This is a genomic window from Rhodococcus oxybenzonivorans (assembly GCF_003130705.1).
GTDB lineage: Bacteria > Actinomycetota > Actinomycetes > Mycobacteriales > Mycobacteriaceae > Rhodococcus_F > Rhodococcus_F oxybenzonivorans.
In genome coordinates this window covers 5,690,544-5,706,387 of the sequence record NZ_CP021354.1, presented here as the reverse complement: position 1 = coordinate 5,706,387, position 15,844 = coordinate 5,690,544, and the positions used below count along the sequence as shown (strand labels likewise).

General features: G+C 66.8%; 18 protein-coding genes and 1 pseudogene. 6 read left to right on the top strand and 13 right to left on the bottom strand.

Features of this window, described 5'->3' with window-relative positions:
• Positions 1 to 24: 24 nt before the first annotated feature.
• The 5 genes from CBI38_RS26355 to CBI38_RS26335 form a co-directional block, all read right to left on the bottom strand.
• A complete protein-coding gene (locus tag CBI38_RS26355; RefSeq protein ID WP_109333535.1) occupies positions 25 to 837 on the bottom strand; it encodes an energy-coupling factor ABC transporter ATP-binding protein in 813 nt (270 codons plus the stop codon).
• Positions 834 to 1,598, bottom strand: coding sequence for a cobalt ECF transporter T component CbiQ (gene cbiQ, locus CBI38_RS26350; protein WP_109333533.1), 765 nt, complete (start codon positions 1,596 to 1,598; stop codon positions 834 to 836). The genes CBI38_RS26355 and cbiQ overlap by 4 nt, the downstream gene beginning before the upstream one ends.
• A 2-nt stretch (positions 1,599 to 1,600) precedes the next feature.
• Positions 1,601 to 1,960, bottom strand: coding sequence for a PDGLE domain-containing protein (locus CBI38_RS26345; protein WP_109333532.1), 360 nt, complete (start codon positions 1,958 to 1,960; stop codon positions 1,601 to 1,603).
• A complete protein-coding gene (locus tag CBI38_RS26340) occupies positions 1,957 to 2,664 on the bottom strand; it encodes an energy-coupling factor ABC transporter permease (protein WP_109333531.1) in 708 nt (235 codons plus the stop codon). The genes CBI38_RS26345 and CBI38_RS26340 overlap by 4 nt, the downstream gene beginning before the upstream one ends.
• 116 nt (positions 2,665 to 2,780) lie before the next feature.
• On the bottom strand, positions 2,781 to 3,707 hold the full coding sequence (locus CBI38_RS26335; RefSeq protein ID WP_109333529.1) for a DNA-3-methyladenine glycosylase family protein: 927 nt from the start codon (positions 3,705 to 3,707) through the stop codon (positions 2,781 to 2,783).
• Between the two features lie 82 nt (positions 3,708 to 3,789).
• Here CBI38_RS26335 and CBI38_RS26330 point away from each other — a divergent pair, with 82 nt between their 5' ends.
• A complete protein-coding gene (locus CBI38_RS26330; RefSeq protein WP_109333527.1) occupies positions 3,790 to 4,308 on the top strand; it encodes a ribonuclease H family protein in 519 nt (172 codons plus the stop codon).
• A gap of 49 nt (positions 4,309 to 4,357) precedes the next feature.
• A complete protein-coding gene (locus tag CBI38_RS26325) occupies positions 4,358 to 5,233 on the top strand; it encodes an amidohydrolase family protein (protein WP_109333525.1) in 876 nt (291 codons plus the stop codon).
• Between the two features lie 61 nt (positions 5,234 to 5,294).
• Here CBI38_RS26325 and CBI38_RS26320 read toward each other — a convergent pair whose 3' ends face one another.
• A complete protein-coding gene (locus CBI38_RS26320; RefSeq protein WP_109335378.1) occupies positions 5,295 to 5,720 on the bottom strand; it encodes an ArsI/CadI family heavy metal resistance metalloenzyme in 426 nt (141 codons plus the stop codon).
• Between the two features lie 92 nt (positions 5,721 to 5,812).
• Between CBI38_RS26320 and CBI38_RS26315 the strand changes: the two genes are divergently transcribed.
• A complete protein-coding gene (locus CBI38_RS26315; RefSeq protein ID WP_109333523.1) occupies positions 5,813 to 6,172 on the top strand; it encodes an Rv2640c family ArsR-like transcriptional regulator in 360 nt (119 codons plus the stop codon).
• A gap of 5 nt (positions 6,173 to 6,177) precedes the next feature.
• Here the strand turns inward: CBI38_RS26315 and CBI38_RS26310 are convergent, their stop codons facing one another.
• Entirely contained in the window at positions 6,178 to 7,065 is an 888-nt protein-coding gene (locus CBI38_RS26310) for a DUF4436 family protein (protein WP_109333521.1), read from the bottom strand.
• 136 nt (positions 7,066 to 7,201) lie between these two features.
• Here CBI38_RS26310 and CBI38_RS26305 point away from each other — a divergent pair.
• Positions 7,202 to 8,599 (top strand): annotated as a pseudogene (locus CBI38_RS26305) (diguanylate cyclase domain-containing protein); the annotation flags it as partial.
• On the opposite strand, the gene CBI38_RS39375 reads toward CBI38_RS26305, so the two are convergent.
• Positions 8,600 to 8,929 carry a branched-chain amino acid transporter permease gene (locus CBI38_RS39375; RefSeq protein ID WP_109333519.1) on the bottom strand — a complete coding sequence of 110 codons (330 nt, stop codon included), beginning with the start codon at positions 8,927 to 8,929 and terminating at the stop codon, positions 8,600 to 8,602.
• Positions 8,922 to 9,662 (bottom strand): AzlC family ABC transporter permease, encoded by a 741-nt coding sequence (locus CBI38_RS26295; protein ID WP_109333517.1) that lies wholly within the window; start codon positions 9,660 to 9,662, stop codon positions 8,922 to 8,924. Before CBI38_RS26295 ends, CBI38_RS39375 begins: the two co-directional genes overlap by 8 nt.
• Before the next feature lie 80 nt (positions 9,663 to 9,742).
• Here CBI38_RS26295 and CBI38_RS26290 point away from each other — a divergent pair, with 80 nt between their 5' ends.
• Complete coding sequence (locus tag CBI38_RS26290) at positions 9,743 to 10,183, top strand: Lrp/AsnC family transcriptional regulator (protein WP_109333515.1); 441 nt, start codon at positions 9,743 to 9,745, stop codon at positions 10,181 to 10,183.
• A 66-nt stretch (positions 10,184 to 10,249) separates the two neighbouring features.
• Positions 10,250 to 10,711 carry a PPOX class F420-dependent oxidoreductase gene (locus CBI38_RS26285; RefSeq protein ID WP_109333513.1) on the top strand — a complete coding sequence of 154 codons (462 nt, stop codon included), beginning with the start codon at positions 10,250 to 10,252 and terminating at the stop codon, positions 10,709 to 10,711.
• Positions 10,712 to 10,721: 10 nt separating this feature from the next.
• Here the strand turns inward: CBI38_RS26285 and CBI38_RS26280 are convergent, their stop codons facing one another.
• Genes CBI38_RS26280 through CBI38_RS26265 form a run of 4 tightly spaced genes read right to left on the bottom strand, consistent with a single transcriptional unit; the run spans position 10,722 to position 15,843 of the window.
• Positions 10,722 to 11,864 (bottom strand): CaiB/BaiF CoA transferase family protein, encoded by a 1,143-nt coding sequence (locus CBI38_RS26280; protein WP_109333511.1) that lies wholly within the window; start codon positions 11,862 to 11,864, stop codon positions 10,722 to 10,724.
• Entirely contained in the window at positions 11,861 to 14,074 is a 2,214-nt protein-coding gene (locus CBI38_RS26275) for an acyl-CoA dehydrogenase (RefSeq protein ID WP_109335377.1), read from the bottom strand. The genes CBI38_RS26280 and CBI38_RS26275 overlap by 4 nt, the downstream gene beginning before the upstream one ends.
• A gap of 11 nt (positions 14,075 to 14,085) precedes the next feature.
• The gene (locus tag CBI38_RS26270) at positions 14,086 to 14,955 is read right to left on the bottom strand and encodes an SDR family oxidoreductase (protein ID WP_109333509.1); all 870 of its coding nucleotides are present in this window, start codon (positions 14,953 to 14,955) and stop codon (positions 14,086 to 14,088) included.
• 12 nt (positions 14,956 to 14,967) lie between these two features.
• A complete protein-coding gene (locus tag CBI38_RS26265) occupies positions 14,968 to 15,843 on the bottom strand; it encodes a MaoC/PaaZ C-terminal domain-containing protein (RefSeq protein ID WP_109333507.1) in 876 nt (291 codons plus the stop codon).
• Position 15,844 lies beyond the last annotated feature (1 nt).

Below are 15,844 nucleotides of genomic sequence, written 5' to 3'. Positions count from 1 at the left end.
TGTGGGTGGTCTCCTCATGGTGACCTACCGCGGTAGCCGATGTCCCCGTTTCGGTTGCTCCCAGTGCACATTCGCGCCGGAGTCGGTCGAGCGTCCGGGAAGCCGGAAACCCCACGGCAACTCGAGGCGGTGGCGGGCGAGCAGGTTTGTGTTGGCGAGCAGGTCGAGGATCGGTCCGTCCGCCACCACCTGGCCTTCGTCGAGAATCACCGCGCGGGTGCACAGCTGCGCAGCGTACGGAAGGTCGTGGGTGACCAGCAGTTGGGTGGTGTCCACCGCGAGCAGGACTTCGGCCAGTTCACGCCGGGCAACCGGATCGAGGTTGCTCGACGGCTCGTCCAGCACCAGCACGTCCGGAGCACACGCGAGGACGGTGGCCAGGGCGACCCGGCGCCGTTGCCCCACCGACAGATGAACGGGGTTGCGATCGGCATGCGACGTCATGTCGACGGCGGCCAACGCGGTGCGCACCCGGTCGTCGAGTGCCGCACCGGTGACACCGAAATTTGCCGGGCCGAAGGCGACGTCCTGCGCGACGGAGGGCATGAAGAGCTGATCGTCCGGGTCCTGGAAGACGATGCCGACCCGCCGCCGCACCTCGCGCAGCGTGTTCCGGTCGGTGTTGCGCGACACTGGTACACCGCCGATGGTGACCCGACCGTCCGAGGCGGTCAGAATTCCGTTGAGGTGCAGCATCAGAGTGGTTTTGCCGGCACCGTTCGGGCCGAGAACCGCTACCCGTTCGCCCGGGCTCACGGCGAGGTCGATTCTGTCGAGTGCCTTCCTGCCGTCCGGGTACGAATACGACACACCCTCGAGGTGCACGGCGGCCGTCATCGGAGGGTCCAGGCCGCGAGGCAGATACCCACCGCGCAGACGGCAGGAACGAGCCCGGCCGACCACGCCGCGGCGGACGCCGGGGGAGCACCGACTGTGGGAACCGCCCCCGTGAAGCCGCGCGACAACATGGCCAGGTGTACGCGCTCGCCGCGCTCGTAGGAACGCACGAACAATCCGCCCACACCCCGGGCGGTGGCGCCGATCTGGCGCAGTGTCCGCGGATCGTCACCCCGGGACAAGCGTGCGGTGCGCATCCGGGCGACCTCCGAGGTGAGTAGATCGAGGTACCGCAGCATGAGGACCACGATCGTGGTGAACATGGCGGGCACGTGCAGATGGGCAAGTCCCACCGGCAGATCGCGGGCGGGGGTGGTGGCGGCGAGAGTGAGTGATACCAGCACGCCGAGAGTGCCTTTCACCAGGATTCCCCACGCGGCGTGCAGTCCGGCCACCGAGAGCGACAATCCGAGGACCGTCGTCTGCTCGCCACCCTCCGCGAAGGGCAACAACAGGGCCAATGTGACGAAGGGTAGTTCGATCAGCATGCGCGGGGCGAGCCAAGTCAGGGCAATGCCGGCAAGTCGCCACACCACCGCCAGGACTGCGAGGTACACGGCGAAGGCCCAGAACGCCTCGCGGGGCGTGGCAACCACCGCGAACACCGTCACCACCGCGCACACGATCTTCACCTCGACGGGGAGTCGGTGGACTGGGGATGTGCCGTGGAGATAGAGCGGCTGCGCGTGACCGGAACTCATGATCAGGGTCCGGCTCGGTGACGCCGTCCGCGGGCGAGGAGCCGGAATGCGGCGGCCGCGACGACGAAGGTCGCGGCCGCACCGATGATTCCGGCCACTCCGGTGAGACCCGATCGTCCACTTACCGTGTAGTCGGCGAGCGGGGAGGCCGACAAGTGGTGGTCCTCGGCGTTCTTCGCAATGCAGTCCCCGACCAGTGACGCGCCGGTGTCGGTCTCGACGGTGTCGCAGCCACGCGTCGTGGCAGCGTCGAGGCCGTCCGGACTCGAGCTCGCCAGAGAGGACACCACCCCGGCGATGAGCAGTACCGCGAGAGCGAAACCGAGAAGGAAGCGGCGGGACGACCGCGTCGACGCGGTCATGCGCCCACCGCCACGTTGCGCGGCGCGGTCCGGAGCAGATACACGAGGTCGGGTCGGGCCCTGGCCACCGCCGTGACCGTGAGGGCGGTGATAATCCCTTCGCCGATTCCGATCAAGATGTGGGCGCCGAGAACGTAGGCCGCCACCGAGCCGAGCGCAGTGGCGCCGCCGGCAGCGGGCTGACCGCCGATGGCGTACTCGAGGACGAAGCCCATCGACGCCGCGACGGTTCCGCACAGCGCAGCGGTAAATGCGAGAGCGCCGAGCACGCGGAGACGAAGATCCTCGGGGCGCGCGAGTCGGCGCAGAACAAGCGCGACGACGTAGCCGACCGTCACCCCGATGATCGCCATGTTCGTGATGTTCGCTCCCAGAGCGGTCAGCCCACCGTCCGCGAAGAGCAGCGCCTGCACGATCAGGACGATCGCGATGCAGAGCGCACCCGTGTAGGGCCCGACCAGGATGGCTGCCAGCGCACCACCGAGGAGATGACCGCTGACACCGGGAAGCACGGGGAAATTCACCATCTGCACCGCGAAGATGAAGGCGGCTACGAGACCGGCCATGGGGGCGGTGCGATCGTCGAGTTCGGAACGGGCCCGCCACGCGGCGACCGCGAGCCCCGCCGCCGCTACGGCGAGGAAGAGGACGGACGTCGGGGCATTGATCAGCCCGTCACTCATGTGCATGGCTACGGACTCCATGTCACCCTCCTCAGCCGGCAGCTGTCCCGTCTCTGCAGTCTAGTTTCTCGTGTGAACACTTGAACAGGTGTTCATGGGTCAGGACACAACCGTGCTCTGCCACCACCACCGGAGCCTCAGTGCCAGCTATGGTCCACGACGGGGGTTCGCGGTCCGAACTTGGGTTTGATCGCGTTGCCACTGACCAGCAGCAACCGCACAGCGCGATAACGATGCGGGCGAACCGGTTCCAGGTACGCCACCATCTCGGCGTCGTCGAGGGGCTTGCCGAGTAACGACCACCCGACCATCGACGCCAGGTGGTAGTCGCCGACGGACAGCGCATCCGCATCGCCGAGTGCACGTTGCGTCACCTCGGCCGCGGTCCAGATGCCGACCCCCGGGATGGACATCAAGCGGCGGGTCGCTTGCTCGGGGGAAAGGTCGACGATCTTCTCCAGACGGTCCGCGACCTGGGCGCAACGCACGATGGTGCGGGCACGGCCGGGGTCCACGTTCGCGCGGTGGAACTCCCACGACGGGACTCGCCGCCACACGTGCGCGGTGGGAGGCACCCGCATTCCGTCGGGCGCCGGGCCGGGGGCGGGTGTGCCGAATTTCCACACCAGACGCCGCCACGACGCGAATGCGGCGATGCCGTGGACCCGTTGCTCGAGGATGGCCGGGACCAGGGCTTCCATCACCCGGTCGGTGCGCCCCAGACGCAGGTGCGGGAAGCGGCGGTGGGCCTCGGCAAGGATCGGGTGCTCCGGCGCGAAGTCTTCGCACTCGTCCTGCTCGCCGACGAGACGGTTCAGCCCATCCGCCAAGTCGCGGGCACCCTCGCCCCAGGCCTGACAGTGGACGGTGTGGCGGTCGCTTTGCGTGAGGCGATAGGTGACCGGACCGGACGGTTGCACCGACGTCCGCCAGATGGAGCCGTCGACCGCACGCTGGTGACAGGGGTCGCCCTTACCGCGCTGAAGGGGGTGCAACGTCATCGCGACGTCCAGTGGACGCCGCGCGGTCACGGTGGTCTCGACCACCTCCAGCGAAGCCGTCATCGCAAGCAGCGTATCCGCCCTCCGGCGACATGTCGGCCACCGCTACCGGCGGTTGTCGGGGCGCGCACGTAAAGTCCCAGCCATGATCATCGTGAGTACCGACGGATCCTGTCTGCGTAACCCCGGTGGGGCGATCGGCTGGGCATGGGTCAATCACGAAGGTCCCAGCCGATCCGGTGGTGAACCCTCGGGAACCAACCAGATCGCCGAGCTGCGGGCGTTGCTCGAGGCGATCACCGCGCATCCCGGACCCGATCCGCTCCTGATCGAGTCGGATTCCCAGTACGCCATCAAGTGCGCATCGGAATGGCTGCCCGGTTGGAAGCGGAAGGGCTGGAAGACGGCGGCCGGTGCCCCGGTGAAGAATCTTCCTTTGGTCCAGGCCATCGACCAGGCCATCATCGAGCGTTCCGGACCCGTGCGGTTCCGTTGGGTACGCGGTCACGTCGGCAACCACTACAACGAGATGGCCGACGTACTCGCCGGTGAGGCCGCACGGGCCGTCGCATCCGGTGAGCCGGTAGCTGCGCCCCCTCCCGCTCCCGCTACACCCGCGGTCGCGGCCCCTGCAGCGGCCGAAGAAGCGTTCACCCTGTTCTGATCCTGTCGGTTCACTTGGTACCGGGAGAAGTCTGTATCGAGGAGAAGTCGTGACCGAGGATCTGCGGGTGCGGGAGTTCTGGCGGGCGCTGGGGTTGCCCGGCATCGTCGACGTCCACACCCACTTCATGCCCGCCAACGTGATGGAGAAGGTCTGGCGGTACTTCGACGCGGTGGGCCCCCTCACCGGGCGAGAGTGGCCGATCCGCTACCGGCACGAAGAAGACGTGCGCGTAGAGCAACTTCGTGCGTTCGGGGTTCGGCGGTTCACGTCCATGATCTATCCGCACAAGCCGGAGATGGCCGCGTGGCTGAATCAGTGGGCGGCCGACTTCGCCCACCACACGCCCGACTGCCTCCGGACGGCGACGTTCTACCCGGAGGATTCCGCGGCCGCGTACGTGTCCGAGGCAATCGAGTCGGGCACCCGGGTGTTCAAATCCCACATTCAGGTCGGCGAATACTCACCGGGCGACCGGTTGCTGGACCCGGTGTGGGGAGCGTTGCAGGACGCGGGTGTGCCGGTGGTCATCCATTGCGGATCCGGTCCCGCGCCGGGCAAGTACACCGGCCCCGAACCGATCGGCGACTTACTGGCGCGGTACCCCCGACTCCGCCTGATCATCGCCCACATGGGCCTGCCCGAGTATCGGGAGTTCCTCGAGCTCGCGGGACGCTATTCCGGTGTGTACCTCGACACCACGATGGCGTTCACCGATTACACCGAGGAGGCGACCCCGTTTCCGCGTGACGCTGTACACCGGCTGTCCGATCTGCAGGAACGCATCCTGTTCGGAAGCGACTATCCCAACATCCCGTATCCGTACCTGGACGCACTCGAAGGTCTGACCCGGTTCGATCTCGGTGAGGACTGGCTTCGCTCGGTGTGTCACGACAACGCTGCGGCGCTGTTCGCGCTCGACTGATCCGCCGGCGCGGAGCTGGTGAGCTCGCGCCGGCGGATCGGAGACCCCTGAGGATGAGGGGTTACGACCCACAGCACGCGGTCGGGGCGTCCTGCTCGGGGGCAGGCGCATTGCGGAATGTGTCGCTGTCGGCGAGCACCGTATACACCTCCCACTTCTCGCCGGCGGGCCCGGTGACCCACACCTTGTCCTGGCTGGCGAAGCAACAGGTGGTCCCGAGTTCTTCCTCGGTGAACAACCCTTCCTCGGTCAGCCTGGCGATTTCCGAGTGCACGGCCTCACTCGATTCCACCTCGACGCCAAGGTGATTGATGGTGCCGCCCGCACCGGGGTTCTCGAACAACACGAGCTTGAGCGGGGGCTCGGCGATGGCGAAATTGGCGTACCCCTCCTTCAGTTTCGCGGGCGCTGTGCCGAAGAGCTTGGAGTAGAACGAGACGGCCTGATTGAGGTCGTCGACGTTGAGGGCGAGCTGTACGCGGGACATGAGATCCTCCACCTTTTCGATGTATATCGAATTACTTCTTCACTATGCGCCACCTTTTTGACGTATGTCAAGAAGGTGGGCACAATGGGTTCATGCCCAAGGCCTTGCCTCTGATCGATGCGACGTCACCACTCTGCTGCGCCCCGGTCGCGTCGGGACCCATCTCGGACGATGGGGCGCTCGAGGTGGCTGTGCGGCTCAAAGCTCTTGCCGATCCGGTGCGCATCAAGCTGATGTCGATCCTGTTGTCCGCCAGCGAGGGTGAGGTCTGTACCTGCGACCTCGCCGACGGTGTCGGTGTATCCGAATCGACCGTCAGTCATCACTTGGGGCAACTGAAGAAGGCGGGCATGGTGGTCCCCACCCGGCGCGGAATGAACGTCTATTACCGCCCACAACGTGACGCGCTCGAGGCGCTGCGCTTCGTGCTGGATCCGAACTGCTGCTCGTAGCGCGGTCACGTTCCTTTGACGGGCTCGCTGTCGCGCCACCAGCAGAACACGAACAGGGCGAGTGACGCGACCAGCGTGGACACCACCCAGACAGTGAGAGCAATGTCGACCCACGACCCGATCGGCGGGCTGCCCGGCAGGATCCCGCGCAGGGGTACGACGGCGAACAGCATTGCGGCCATCCAGCCGAGCATGTCGGTGTCGACTGCCCGCTTGCGCCGGAACGTCTGCAATGCGACGAAGGCGGCGAGAACGGCGAGGGTCGTCATCATCAGGAGGAGAATTCCGGCGTAGATGAGGTTTCCGCCTGTGCGCGCCAACCGCACGTCGACGCCGGTGCCGTTCCGGGAGATGTCGGTGTCGACCGCGACCGGTTCGGCCTTCGCCTTCCATCCGTCGACCCGCCCGTCCAGGAGAACACCCGTGGGTACCAATTCGCGTTGGGCGCCGAGGCCCTCGTAGGCCTCGACCACCATCGGATTCACCTCGAACCGGTCGAAGGGCCACATGGCGGCGTTGCCGTTCGCGATGAACTCGGTGTCGAACGTGGTGGGCGCGGTGCCTTCGCGGAAAACGATCTGCTCGTGGCTGGTGCTGGGGACGAGCAGGAGAGTGATATCTCGGTTGAGGGTATCGCCGTTGGCATGGAGGTAATCCTGACCGGCGGCGATCGTCACCTCTGCCTGCATCCGGTCGACCGTCGGCTGCAGCGACTTCGCGGTGACGAGCACCATGATCACGTCGTCGTCGATGGCGAACGGCGCGTCGTCCTCGATCGCGTTGCTGCTCAACCCGTAGACGGTGAGGGACGCGGCGTAGACGAGGGCGAGGAGAATCGCCGCCGCGACCCACTGGAGCCGGTGACGCAGGAGGAGCGGTGACTCGGCTGTCACCGTCGCAACATACCGCCGTTGGGGTGGGCGGGTTCATCGATCGGTGGTCTCGATCGATGCGGAGACAGGCTCGGTCGTCGCGCGCGCGTACATGCGACATATCGTGGACGGCACCACTGGCTAGGGAGGAGCCGCAATGGAATCGCGACTGCAGAACTCACAGATGCTTCTCGCAGTCCTCGAGCAGGCCCCGACGCTGGTAGTGCTGTCGGAGTTCGTCTCCGGCCGGATCGTCTTCCTCAATCCGGCGGGCGTTCGCCTCATGGGCTTCACCACCGCCGCCGATGCCTGCTCGAGGACGACGGCGGAGTTCTTCACCGATGTCGGTCTGGTGCAGGCGCCCGAGGTGGAGGCGGCACTCGTCGAACGGGGGGAGTGGTCCGGGCTCACCGAGCTCCGCCACTTCGTGACCGGAGAGCCGATCCCCATGCTGATCTCGACGTTCGTGGTGGAATCCGACAACTCCGGTCCGGCGGTGATTGCCTCGATTGCCCACGATCGCCGCAGTGCGCAGATCGAAGAACGCCGGCTGCACAGCGCGCTCGAGGCGGCCGCGTACCGTGCCCGCGAGCAACAGGCGATCGCCGAGCTGAGCCAGCTCGCCGTCGATGGTGACCTCGACGAACTTCTCGACGCGGCGACCAGGGCAGCTACGGCGCTGATGGGTGTGCGCTGTACCTCCATTGCCCGGATCTCTGGTGGAGGGGAAGAACTGACCGTTCTCGCGTACCGGGGTCCGGCGCCGGGACCGGCGAGTTTTGCACCCGGTACGGGCTCACAGCCGGGATATGCCGCCGCGGCCGAATCGGTGGTCGTGTGCCGCGACAGAACGCAGGAGACCCGCTTCTCCACCACAGCGATGACAAGGCGTGCACTTCAGAGCGGGGTGTGTGTACCGATCGGTGCCGACCCCGTGTGGGGAGTTCTCACCGCGCACAGTCACCGCCCCCGCGACTACACCGACCGGGATCTGTCCTTTCTCCGCTCGGTGACGGGTGTGCTGTCGGCGGCTATCCGCCGGATCGAGGCGGAAGCGCAACTGCTGCATCAGAGTTTGCACGACCCCCTGACGGGATTGCCGAACCTGACGCTGGCCCGCAGACGCATCGATTCGGCGCTCGACGCGGCACGGCGCGAGAGTACGATCATGGCTTTGCTGCTCATCGACCTCGACGATTTCAAAATACAGAACGACAGTCTCGGTCATGCCGGTGGTGACGACGTACTCGTCGTCCTCGCCGAGCATCTGCGCTCGGCAGTGCGCCCGGACGACACTGTCGCGCGGATCGGGGGCGACGAATTCGTCGTCGTATGCGAGCAAGTTAGGGGTGCCGACGAGGCAATTGCCGTCGCCAAGGGGATCACCGACAGCCTCGCGATGCTGAACCAGGTGGCACTCCTCCAGTTGCCGATCAGTGGCAGCGTCGGAATCGCCCTCTCGGATCCGGACTGCACGCGGGAAGAGTTGGTTCGCCGCGCAGACTCGGCAATGTATCGGGCGAAGGCAGGAGGTGCCGGCGGGTACGCCCTCTACTCAGCCGAACACCCAGTTCATCAGGATCACGTACAGTCCGGTCCCGACCACGATCGAGAGCACCGCATTCTTCCGCCACAGGTGCACCACAGCCGTTGCTGCCACGGCGAGCAGTTCGGGTAATCCGTGCGCCGGGACGGTGATCGACACGTTCTTCAGCGAGTAGACCACCAGGATCGACATGATTCCGGCCGGCATGAACACGCCGAGATAGCCGACCAGCGCCGAGGAACGCAGCGGGTGGAGAACCGCGAACGGGACGGCGCGGAGGGCGAAGGTGACAATCGCCATGATGGCCACGGCGGCGAGTAGGTAACCTGACTCAGGCATCGCCGGCAACCTTCTGTCGAGTGAGGACGTATCGAAGGACGAGCAGACTCACGAATGCCCCCATTGCCAGCGGCAGCATGTGGTCGACGTCGACCAGTCGCGCCACCACAGCGCAGGTGACGCCCATCAGGGGAACTGCGAGGCCACGCTGCGCTCGGACGGCCTCGATGGACAGTACGACGAACAACGCGGTCAGTGCGAAGTCCATGCCGACGATGTTGTCCGGGATCCATTGCGCGGCAATCGCACCGAGCCCGGCGCCGCCGATCCAGTAGGCGTGGAGGTACAGCTGTGTGTACACGATCATCCGCCCGGACACCGTCTTGCGGTCGCTGGTGACCGCCATGGCGTAGGCCTCGTCGGTGAGCGCGAACATGCTGTAGAGGCGTGCCGGCCGGCCCTTGATCGTGTCGAGCGGAAAGCTGAGGGCGTAGAAGACGTGCCGAAAGTTCACGAGCAGTGCTGTCAACGCGATGTAGGGCAGTGGCGTCATCGCGGTCACCAGTCCCACTGCGACGAATTCGAGAGAACCGGCATAGATCAGTGACGTGAAGACCAGTGCCCACCACGGGCTCAGCCCCTGTTGTACGACGAGGACCCCGAGGGCGATACCGAGGGGAAACAGTCCGACCCCGACGGGGAGTGAGGCTCGGAGAGCGCCGCGTACTTCCGAGGAAGGTGGAGCCTCGGCGCCGGCGACGACGGCCGTCGAGTGGGGTGCTGATTCGGTCACTACGCAAAGGTATAGCGATCATCGAGGTGAGCGATTGCGGACAAATGCTGCTACAGCGGATTGTGCGCAATAATTGATCAATGGACGCCATCGATCACGCAATTTTGGCGCATCTGCGCCGGGACTCGAGTCTGACCAACACCGAGCTGGCCGATCTCGTCGGCCTGACTCCGTCGCCGTGTCTGCGGCGCGTGAAGAAGCTCGAGGCGGACGGAATCATCACCGGCTACCGCGCGGTCGTCAGTCAAGAAGCGCTCGATCGTGGTTTCCAGGTGATCGTCACGGCCGAAATCGGGGTGAACGACCAGGCCACCATCGAGCAGTTCGAGTCGCGCGTGGCTGCGTTCGACGAGGTGATCGAATGTCGGCGCCTGTTCGGGATCCCCGACTACTTCATCCGCGTCGCCGTACGCGACCTTGCCACCTACGAGCGGTTCATGGTGACGAAACTCGGGGGACTTCCGGCGGTGTCGCGGGTCACCTCGCTGATCACGATGAAGACGATCAAGAGCGTCGACTGATCGGTCCCCGGCACCGGGTCCCGCCTAAGGTGAGGGCAACGACCCGTCGACAAGAGAAGGTGCACCATGGCCGTCGCTACCGCACAGCACGTGTCGCGTGAGGAGTTGCTCGACTTCGTCCGTCCCCGGCACCGGAGCGTGCTGATCACCCGCAAGAGGTCCGGGGGTCTGCAGATCTCCCCGGTCACGTCGGGACTCGACGCGGAGGGACGGATCGTCGTCTCCACCTACCCGCAGCGCGCCAAGGCCGCGAACGTGCGGCACGACCCCGCCGTGAGCGTGTGCGTGCTCTCCGACGAGTTCAACGGCGCCTACGTGCAGATCGACGGCACGGCCGAGGTGCTGGACATGCCCGACGCACTCGAGCCGCTGGTGGAGTACTTCCGCGGCATCTCCGGCGAGCATCCCGACTGGGACGAGTACCGCGACGCCATGCGGAAGCAGAACAAGAGCCTGATCCGGATCACCATCGACGAGTGGGGACCCATCGCGACCGGTGGCTTCCCACCGGACACCGATCGCGGATAGGTCCCGTCACCTATTCGACGGCACCCGCCGAGCGCAGGTGTTCGATGCCCGCCGCGTCGTACCCGGCCTGCGCGAGGATCGCATCGGTGTCCTGCCCGGGCCGCGGGGCCGGCCGGGGAACGGGCGCCGGGGTGCGGCTGAAGCGCGGTGCCGGTGCGGGCTGGCGGATGCCACCCACTTCGACGAACGTTTCCCGTTCCTTGTTGTGGGGGTGCTCGTGCGCTTCCCACGGCGAGAGGACGGGCGACACGCACGCGTCGGAATCGGCGAACAGCGCCGCCCATTCGTCCCGCGGTCGGGTCGCGAACACCTCGGCGAGGCGCTTCTTCAGTTCCGGCGCCGCATCGAGGTCGTACTGCAAAGGCAGATCCTCACCGCTCAACCCCAGCACGTCGAGGAGTTCACCGTAGAAGTGCGGTTCGACGCACCCGACCGCCACGTGCAGACCGTCGGCGCATTCGTAGGTGTCGTAGAACGCGGCTGCCCCGTCGAGGACGTTTTGCCCGCGGCCCTCCTGCCACAGCCCGGCGGCGTTCATGCCGTGGACGAACGCCGTCAGCAGCGCCGCGCCGTCGACCATCGACGCGTCCACCACCTGTCCGCGGCCCGACCTGGAGCGCTCGTGCAGCGCGGCCAGGATTCCCATCGTCAACATCAGGCCGCCACCGCCGAAGTCGCCCAACAGGTTCAGCGGCGGCACCGGCCGCTCGCCGGCGCGCCCGATGGGTTCGAGCGCGCCTGCGAGCGCGATGTAGTTGATGTCGTGCCCGGCCCGCGCCGCGAGCGGCCCGTCCTGACCCCAGCCGGTCATGCGCCCGTAGATCAGTCCGGGGTTGCGTGACAGGCAGTCGTCGGGGCCGATGCCCAGCCGTTCCGCGACGCCGGGACGGAAACCCTCGACGAGGATGTCGGCTGACTCGACCAGTGCCAGAACGGCTTCCAGCCCCTCCGGAGTGCGCAGGTTCACGGCGATCGATCGTCGTCCGCGGTCGAGTACACCTGAAGGCGCCATCAGCCCGCTGCCGCCGTCACCGGCCCGTTCGACGCGGATCACGTCCGCGCCGAGGTCGGCGAGGATCATGCAGCCGAACGGGGCGGGCGCGAGGCTCGCGATCTCGACGACGGTCAGCCCGCTCAGCGGCCCGCCGGTCACGACACCCCCTGCGCGTCGCGGGGCAGTCCGAGCATGCGCTCCCCGATCACGTTGAGCTGCACCTCGGTCGTGCCACCGTAGATGGTGGTGGCCCGGCCGGCGATCAACTGCTCCATCGCCTTGTCGCTCGGCTCACCCGGAATGCTCACGGCACCGGCAGGTCCCAGTTCGGCGACGACGAACTCGGCGATCGCCTGCCCGAGGCCCATGCCGAGTAACTTGCCGACGCTCGACGTGGTGCTCACGTCCGCCCCCGACAACTGCTTCAGCACAATCCTGGAGCCGATCAAATCGATGGCCTGGCTTTCGGCGACCAGTTCGCCGACGCGGTACCGCGCCAGCGGCCCGAGGTTTCGTCCGCGGGCGAATTGGAGCAGGTCCTTGTCGGTGGCGTAAGCCTCCATCTTCTGGCTGAGTGCCACCCGCTCACCGGCCAGCGTCGTGCGGGCCACGTTCCAGCCGTCGTTCACGTTCCCGACCACGTTCTCGTCCGGGATGAACACGTCGTCGAGGAAGACCTCGTTGAACAGCGCCGACCCGGTCATCTCGCGCAGCGGCCGGACGGTGACTCCCGGTGTCGACATGTCGAGGACGAAGTAGGTGATGCCCTCGTGCTTCGGCTTCGACGGGTCGGTGCGGGCGATCAGCATGGCCCAGTCGGAGAACTGTGCCACCGTGGTCCAGATCTTCTGGCCGGTCACCTTCCAGCCGCCGTCGACCTTCTCCGCCTTCGTGGTCAGCGACGCGAGGTCGGAGCCGGCCCCCGGTTCGCTGAACAGCTGACACCACACCACATCTCCGCGCAGGGTGGGGACCGCGAGGTCCTGCTTCTGCGACTCGGTGCCGTGGGCGACGACGGCCTGCACCGCCCAGCCGCCCATCAGCAGTTGGGGCATGGGAATCCCGGCCGCCTTGATCTCCTGGGCGATCACTATCTGCTCGAGCGGAGACGCGCTGCGGCCGTATGGCTTCGGCAGGTGCGGCTGCACCCAGCCGCCGTCGCCGAGGGCAATCAACTGGTCGTCCTCGCCGAGGTCGACGAGCGGGGCGAGTTCCGCCCGTACCTGCGTCCGAATCGCCTCGGCCTCGTCCGGCAGTTCCAGTTCGGAGGAGCGGGCGGTGCCGGCGAGCGACTGTTCGGCGACGCGGGTGGCCCGCTCCTCGCGGGTACCGAGGAGCCCTCGGATGGCCAGCGCCCGCCGGTAATACAGGTGCGCGTCGTGCTCCCAGGTGAATCCGATGCCGCCGTGGACCTGAATGCAGTCCTGAGCGCATTGCACCGCGGCATCGGGAACGATGACGGCGGCGATATCCGCGGCGAAATCTGCGGTGTCGTCGTCATTGTCGAGGGCGGACGCGGCATCCCACAACACGGCGCGCGCCTTCTCCAGGGCGATGCCCATGTGGGCGCACCTGTGTTTGACGCCCTGGAACTGCCCGATGGGACGCCCGAATTGCACACGGGTCTTGGCGTATTCGGCGGCAGTGGAGACACACCACGACATCACCCCGATCGCTTCGGCGCCCAGCACGACGGCGGCGATCGATCGGACGCGTTGTTCACTCAGTCCGTCGAGGATCTGATCAGCGCCGACGTGAACGCCGTCTGCCGTGATTCTTGCCGAGCCTCGCAGTACGTCGATGCTGTCCTGCGCGGTGACGGTGACGTCTGCCGACTCGACGACGGCCCAGCGCACGTCGTTGCCGACGGTGATCGGCAGGAGCAGGATGTCGGCGTGCTCGCCGCCGAGAACGGCGTCTGCGCTTCCCGCGATCCGGTATCCGCCGTCGTGCGCCTGCGCGTGGAGCGCGGTACCCAAGGCGACCGCGGCGGTGTGTGATCCATCGAGAAGGGCAGGAATCAGCTCGATTCCGACCTTGGAATCCGCAGCTGCGACGAGGGCGGCGGACAGTGCGGTCGGAACGAACGGGCCGGGGGCCACCGTGCGGCCGAGCGCCTCCAGCGCGACGGCCAGGGTGAGCAGCCCGGCGCCGTGGCCGCCCTTGTCCTCGGGGATGTGCAGGCCCAGCAGTTCCTGGCCGACGAGCGCGTCCCAGAACGGAGGAAACTTGTCCTCGCCTTTCGACTCGACCGCGGCACGCACCTGCTCGGACGTGATGGCGCGTTCGGCGAAGGCCCGAACGGAATCGGCGAGGGCGCGATGCTCCTCGGTGAGCCCGAGGCCCAGTTCATACGTATTCTTGGCCATGTCCGAACCCTTCAGCCGAGCCGGTCGGCGAGGTCGGCGACGGTCCACGGGCCGTCGCTCTCGATGGTCTTCACGTCGTGCCAGCCGGCCAGTTCGGAGATGGCTCCGCCCTGCACCGCGAACACCTTGCCCGTGATCTTGCAGTCCGCATCCGCGAGCCGGGCGACCAGCGGGGAGATGTTGGCCGGACTGAATGCGTCGAACTCACCTTCCGGCACCTCTTCGGCGAACAGTGCGCCCATACCGGGAGTGGCCAGCGTCAGCCGGGTACGGGCGATCGGCGCGATCGCGTTGACCCGGACGCCGTACCGTTCGAGCTCGTCGGCTGCGACGAGCGTCAGCGCGGCGATACCCGCCTTCGCGGCGCCGTAGTTGCCCTGCCCGGCGTTGGGCATGAACGTGCCGGATGCGGACGCGGTGTTGATCACGGAGGCGTTCACCGTCTCGCCCGCCTTGGTCTGCGCTTTCCAGTACGCCGCTGCATGATGCAGCGTCGCGGCATGTCCCTTGAGGTGCACGGCTATGACGGCGTCCCATTGGCTTTCGGACATTCCCGCGATGAAGGCGTCGCGCAGGATGCCCGCGTTGTTCACCAGGACGTCGAGCCGGCCGAACTCCCTGACCGCCTGAATGACGAGCGCTTCGGCACCGTCCCAGGACGCCACGTTGTCGGTGTTCGCCACGGCTTTGCCGCCGCCGGAGACGATCTCGTCGACCACCTGCTGGGCCGGGCCTGCGTCCTCGCCGGTGCCGTCGTTCGCACCGCCGAGGTCGTTGACGACCACGGCGGCCCCCTCCCGGGCGAAGAGCAGGGCGTGCTCCCGCCCGATCCCGCGCCCGGCGCCGGTGACGATGGCTACCCGTCCGTCGAGTGTTCCCATGTGTACGTACTCCTAGGCTTCTGTGTCCGCGATGACGGCGAGGCCGTCCTTGATGACGAGTTCGTCGCCGACGGTCGTCTCGTAGGCGTACGACGTTGTCCCGCCCGTGGACTCGGCGACCTGCCGGAACTGCGTGGTGATGTCCTGGCCGGGCAGGACTGGCTTGGCGAACCGCACCGCGAGCCTGCGGAGGCGTTCGACCCGGCCGTCGGCAAGTTCGGTGAGCGCCGCCCACGAGGTGAACGCCATGGTGCACAGGCCGTGGTTGATGATTCCGGGGAGCCCGGACATCCGCGCGATCTCGTCGTCCAGGTGGATCGGCATCGGATCACCGGAGGCAGGCGAGTACCGGAACGTCTGGTCGTCGTCGATGTGCTGGGTGATCGACGCTTCCGGCGCCTGCCCGCGAAGGGATTCGTCGAACCGGTGTGCAGGTGCCTGCGCGCCGAGTCCGGCTCCCGCATCTACCTTCCGGAAGAATGCGGTCATCCACTGCTCGTTGACGAGTTCGCCCTGCTCTGTGCGGGTTTCGACGTACACGACGACGGTGGAACCGTTCGCCCGCCCCTCGAATCCGATCGGCTTCGCGCGGACCACCAGGTTGTCGCCGGGGCGGATAGGACGGTGGAAGAAGAAATCCTGTTCCCCGTGCACGAGCTTCATGAGCAGTTCGACCGGGGCGACGGACAGTGCCGCCGGCGCCATCGAGGTGAACGCCGGCACCACAGCAAACGCCGGTGGTGCGACCTCTCCGGCGAGGTGGCGTTCGATGGGATCGTTGGTGGCCGCGGCGTACTCGGCGATGCGCTCGGCAGTAACCTCGAACCGCTCCGGATCCGTCCACTCGCCGAGACCACTCGTGTCGAATTCGACTGCGGGGGTAGTCATA

Coding starts and splice junctions, on each gene's coding strand:
- CBI38_RS26355 (WP_109333535.1), bottom strand. CDS start 837: ATGACGGCCGCCGTGCACCTCGAGGGTGTGTCGTATTCGTACCCGGAC.
- cbiQ (WP_109333533.1), bottom strand. CDS start 1,598: ATGAGTTCCGGTCACGCGCAGCCGCTCTATCTCCACGGCACATCCCCA.
- CBI38_RS26345 (WP_109333532.1), bottom strand. CDS start 1,960: ATGACCGCGTCGACGCGGTCGTCCCGCCGCTTCCTTCTCGGTTTCGCT.
- CBI38_RS26340 (WP_109333531.1), bottom strand. CDS start 2,664: ATGGAGTCCGTAGCCATGCACATGAGTGACGGGCTGATCAATGCCCCG.
- CBI38_RS26335 (WP_109333529.1), bottom strand. CDS start 3,707: ATGACGGCTTCGCTGGAGGTGGTCGAGACCACCGTGACCGCGCGGCGT.
- CBI38_RS26330 (WP_109333527.1), top strand. CDS start 3,790: ATGATCATCGTGAGTACCGACGGATCCTGTCTGCGTAACCCCGGTGGG.
- CBI38_RS26320 (WP_109335378.1), bottom strand. CDS start 5,720: ATGTCCCGCGTACAGCTCGCCCTCAACGTCGACGACCTCAATCAGGCC.
- CBI38_RS26315 (WP_109333523.1), top strand. CDS start 5,813: ATGCCCAAGGCCTTGCCTCTGATCGATGCGACGTCACCACTCTGCTGC.
- CBI38_RS39375 (WP_109333519.1), bottom strand. CDS start 8,929: ATGCCTGAGTCAGGTTACCTACTCGCCGCCGTGGCCATCATGGCGATT.
- CBI38_RS26290 (WP_109333515.1), top strand. CDS start 9,743: ATGGACGCCATCGATCACGCAATTTTGGCGCATCTGCGCCGGGACTCG.
- CBI38_RS26285 (WP_109333513.1), top strand. CDS start 10,250: ATGGCCGTCGCTACCGCACAGCACGTGTCGCGTGAGGAGTTGCTCGAC.
- CBI38_RS26275 (WP_109335377.1), bottom strand. CDS start 14,074: ATGGCCAAGAATACGTATGAACTGGGCCTCGGGCTCACCGAGGAGCAT.
- CBI38_RS26270 (WP_109333509.1), bottom strand. CDS start 14,955: ATGGGAACACTCGACGGACGGGTAGCCATCGTCACCGGCGCCGGGCGC.
- CBI38_RS26265 (WP_109333507.1), bottom strand. CDS start 15,843: ATGACTACCCCCGCAGTCGAATTCGACACGAGTGGTCTCGGCGAGTGG.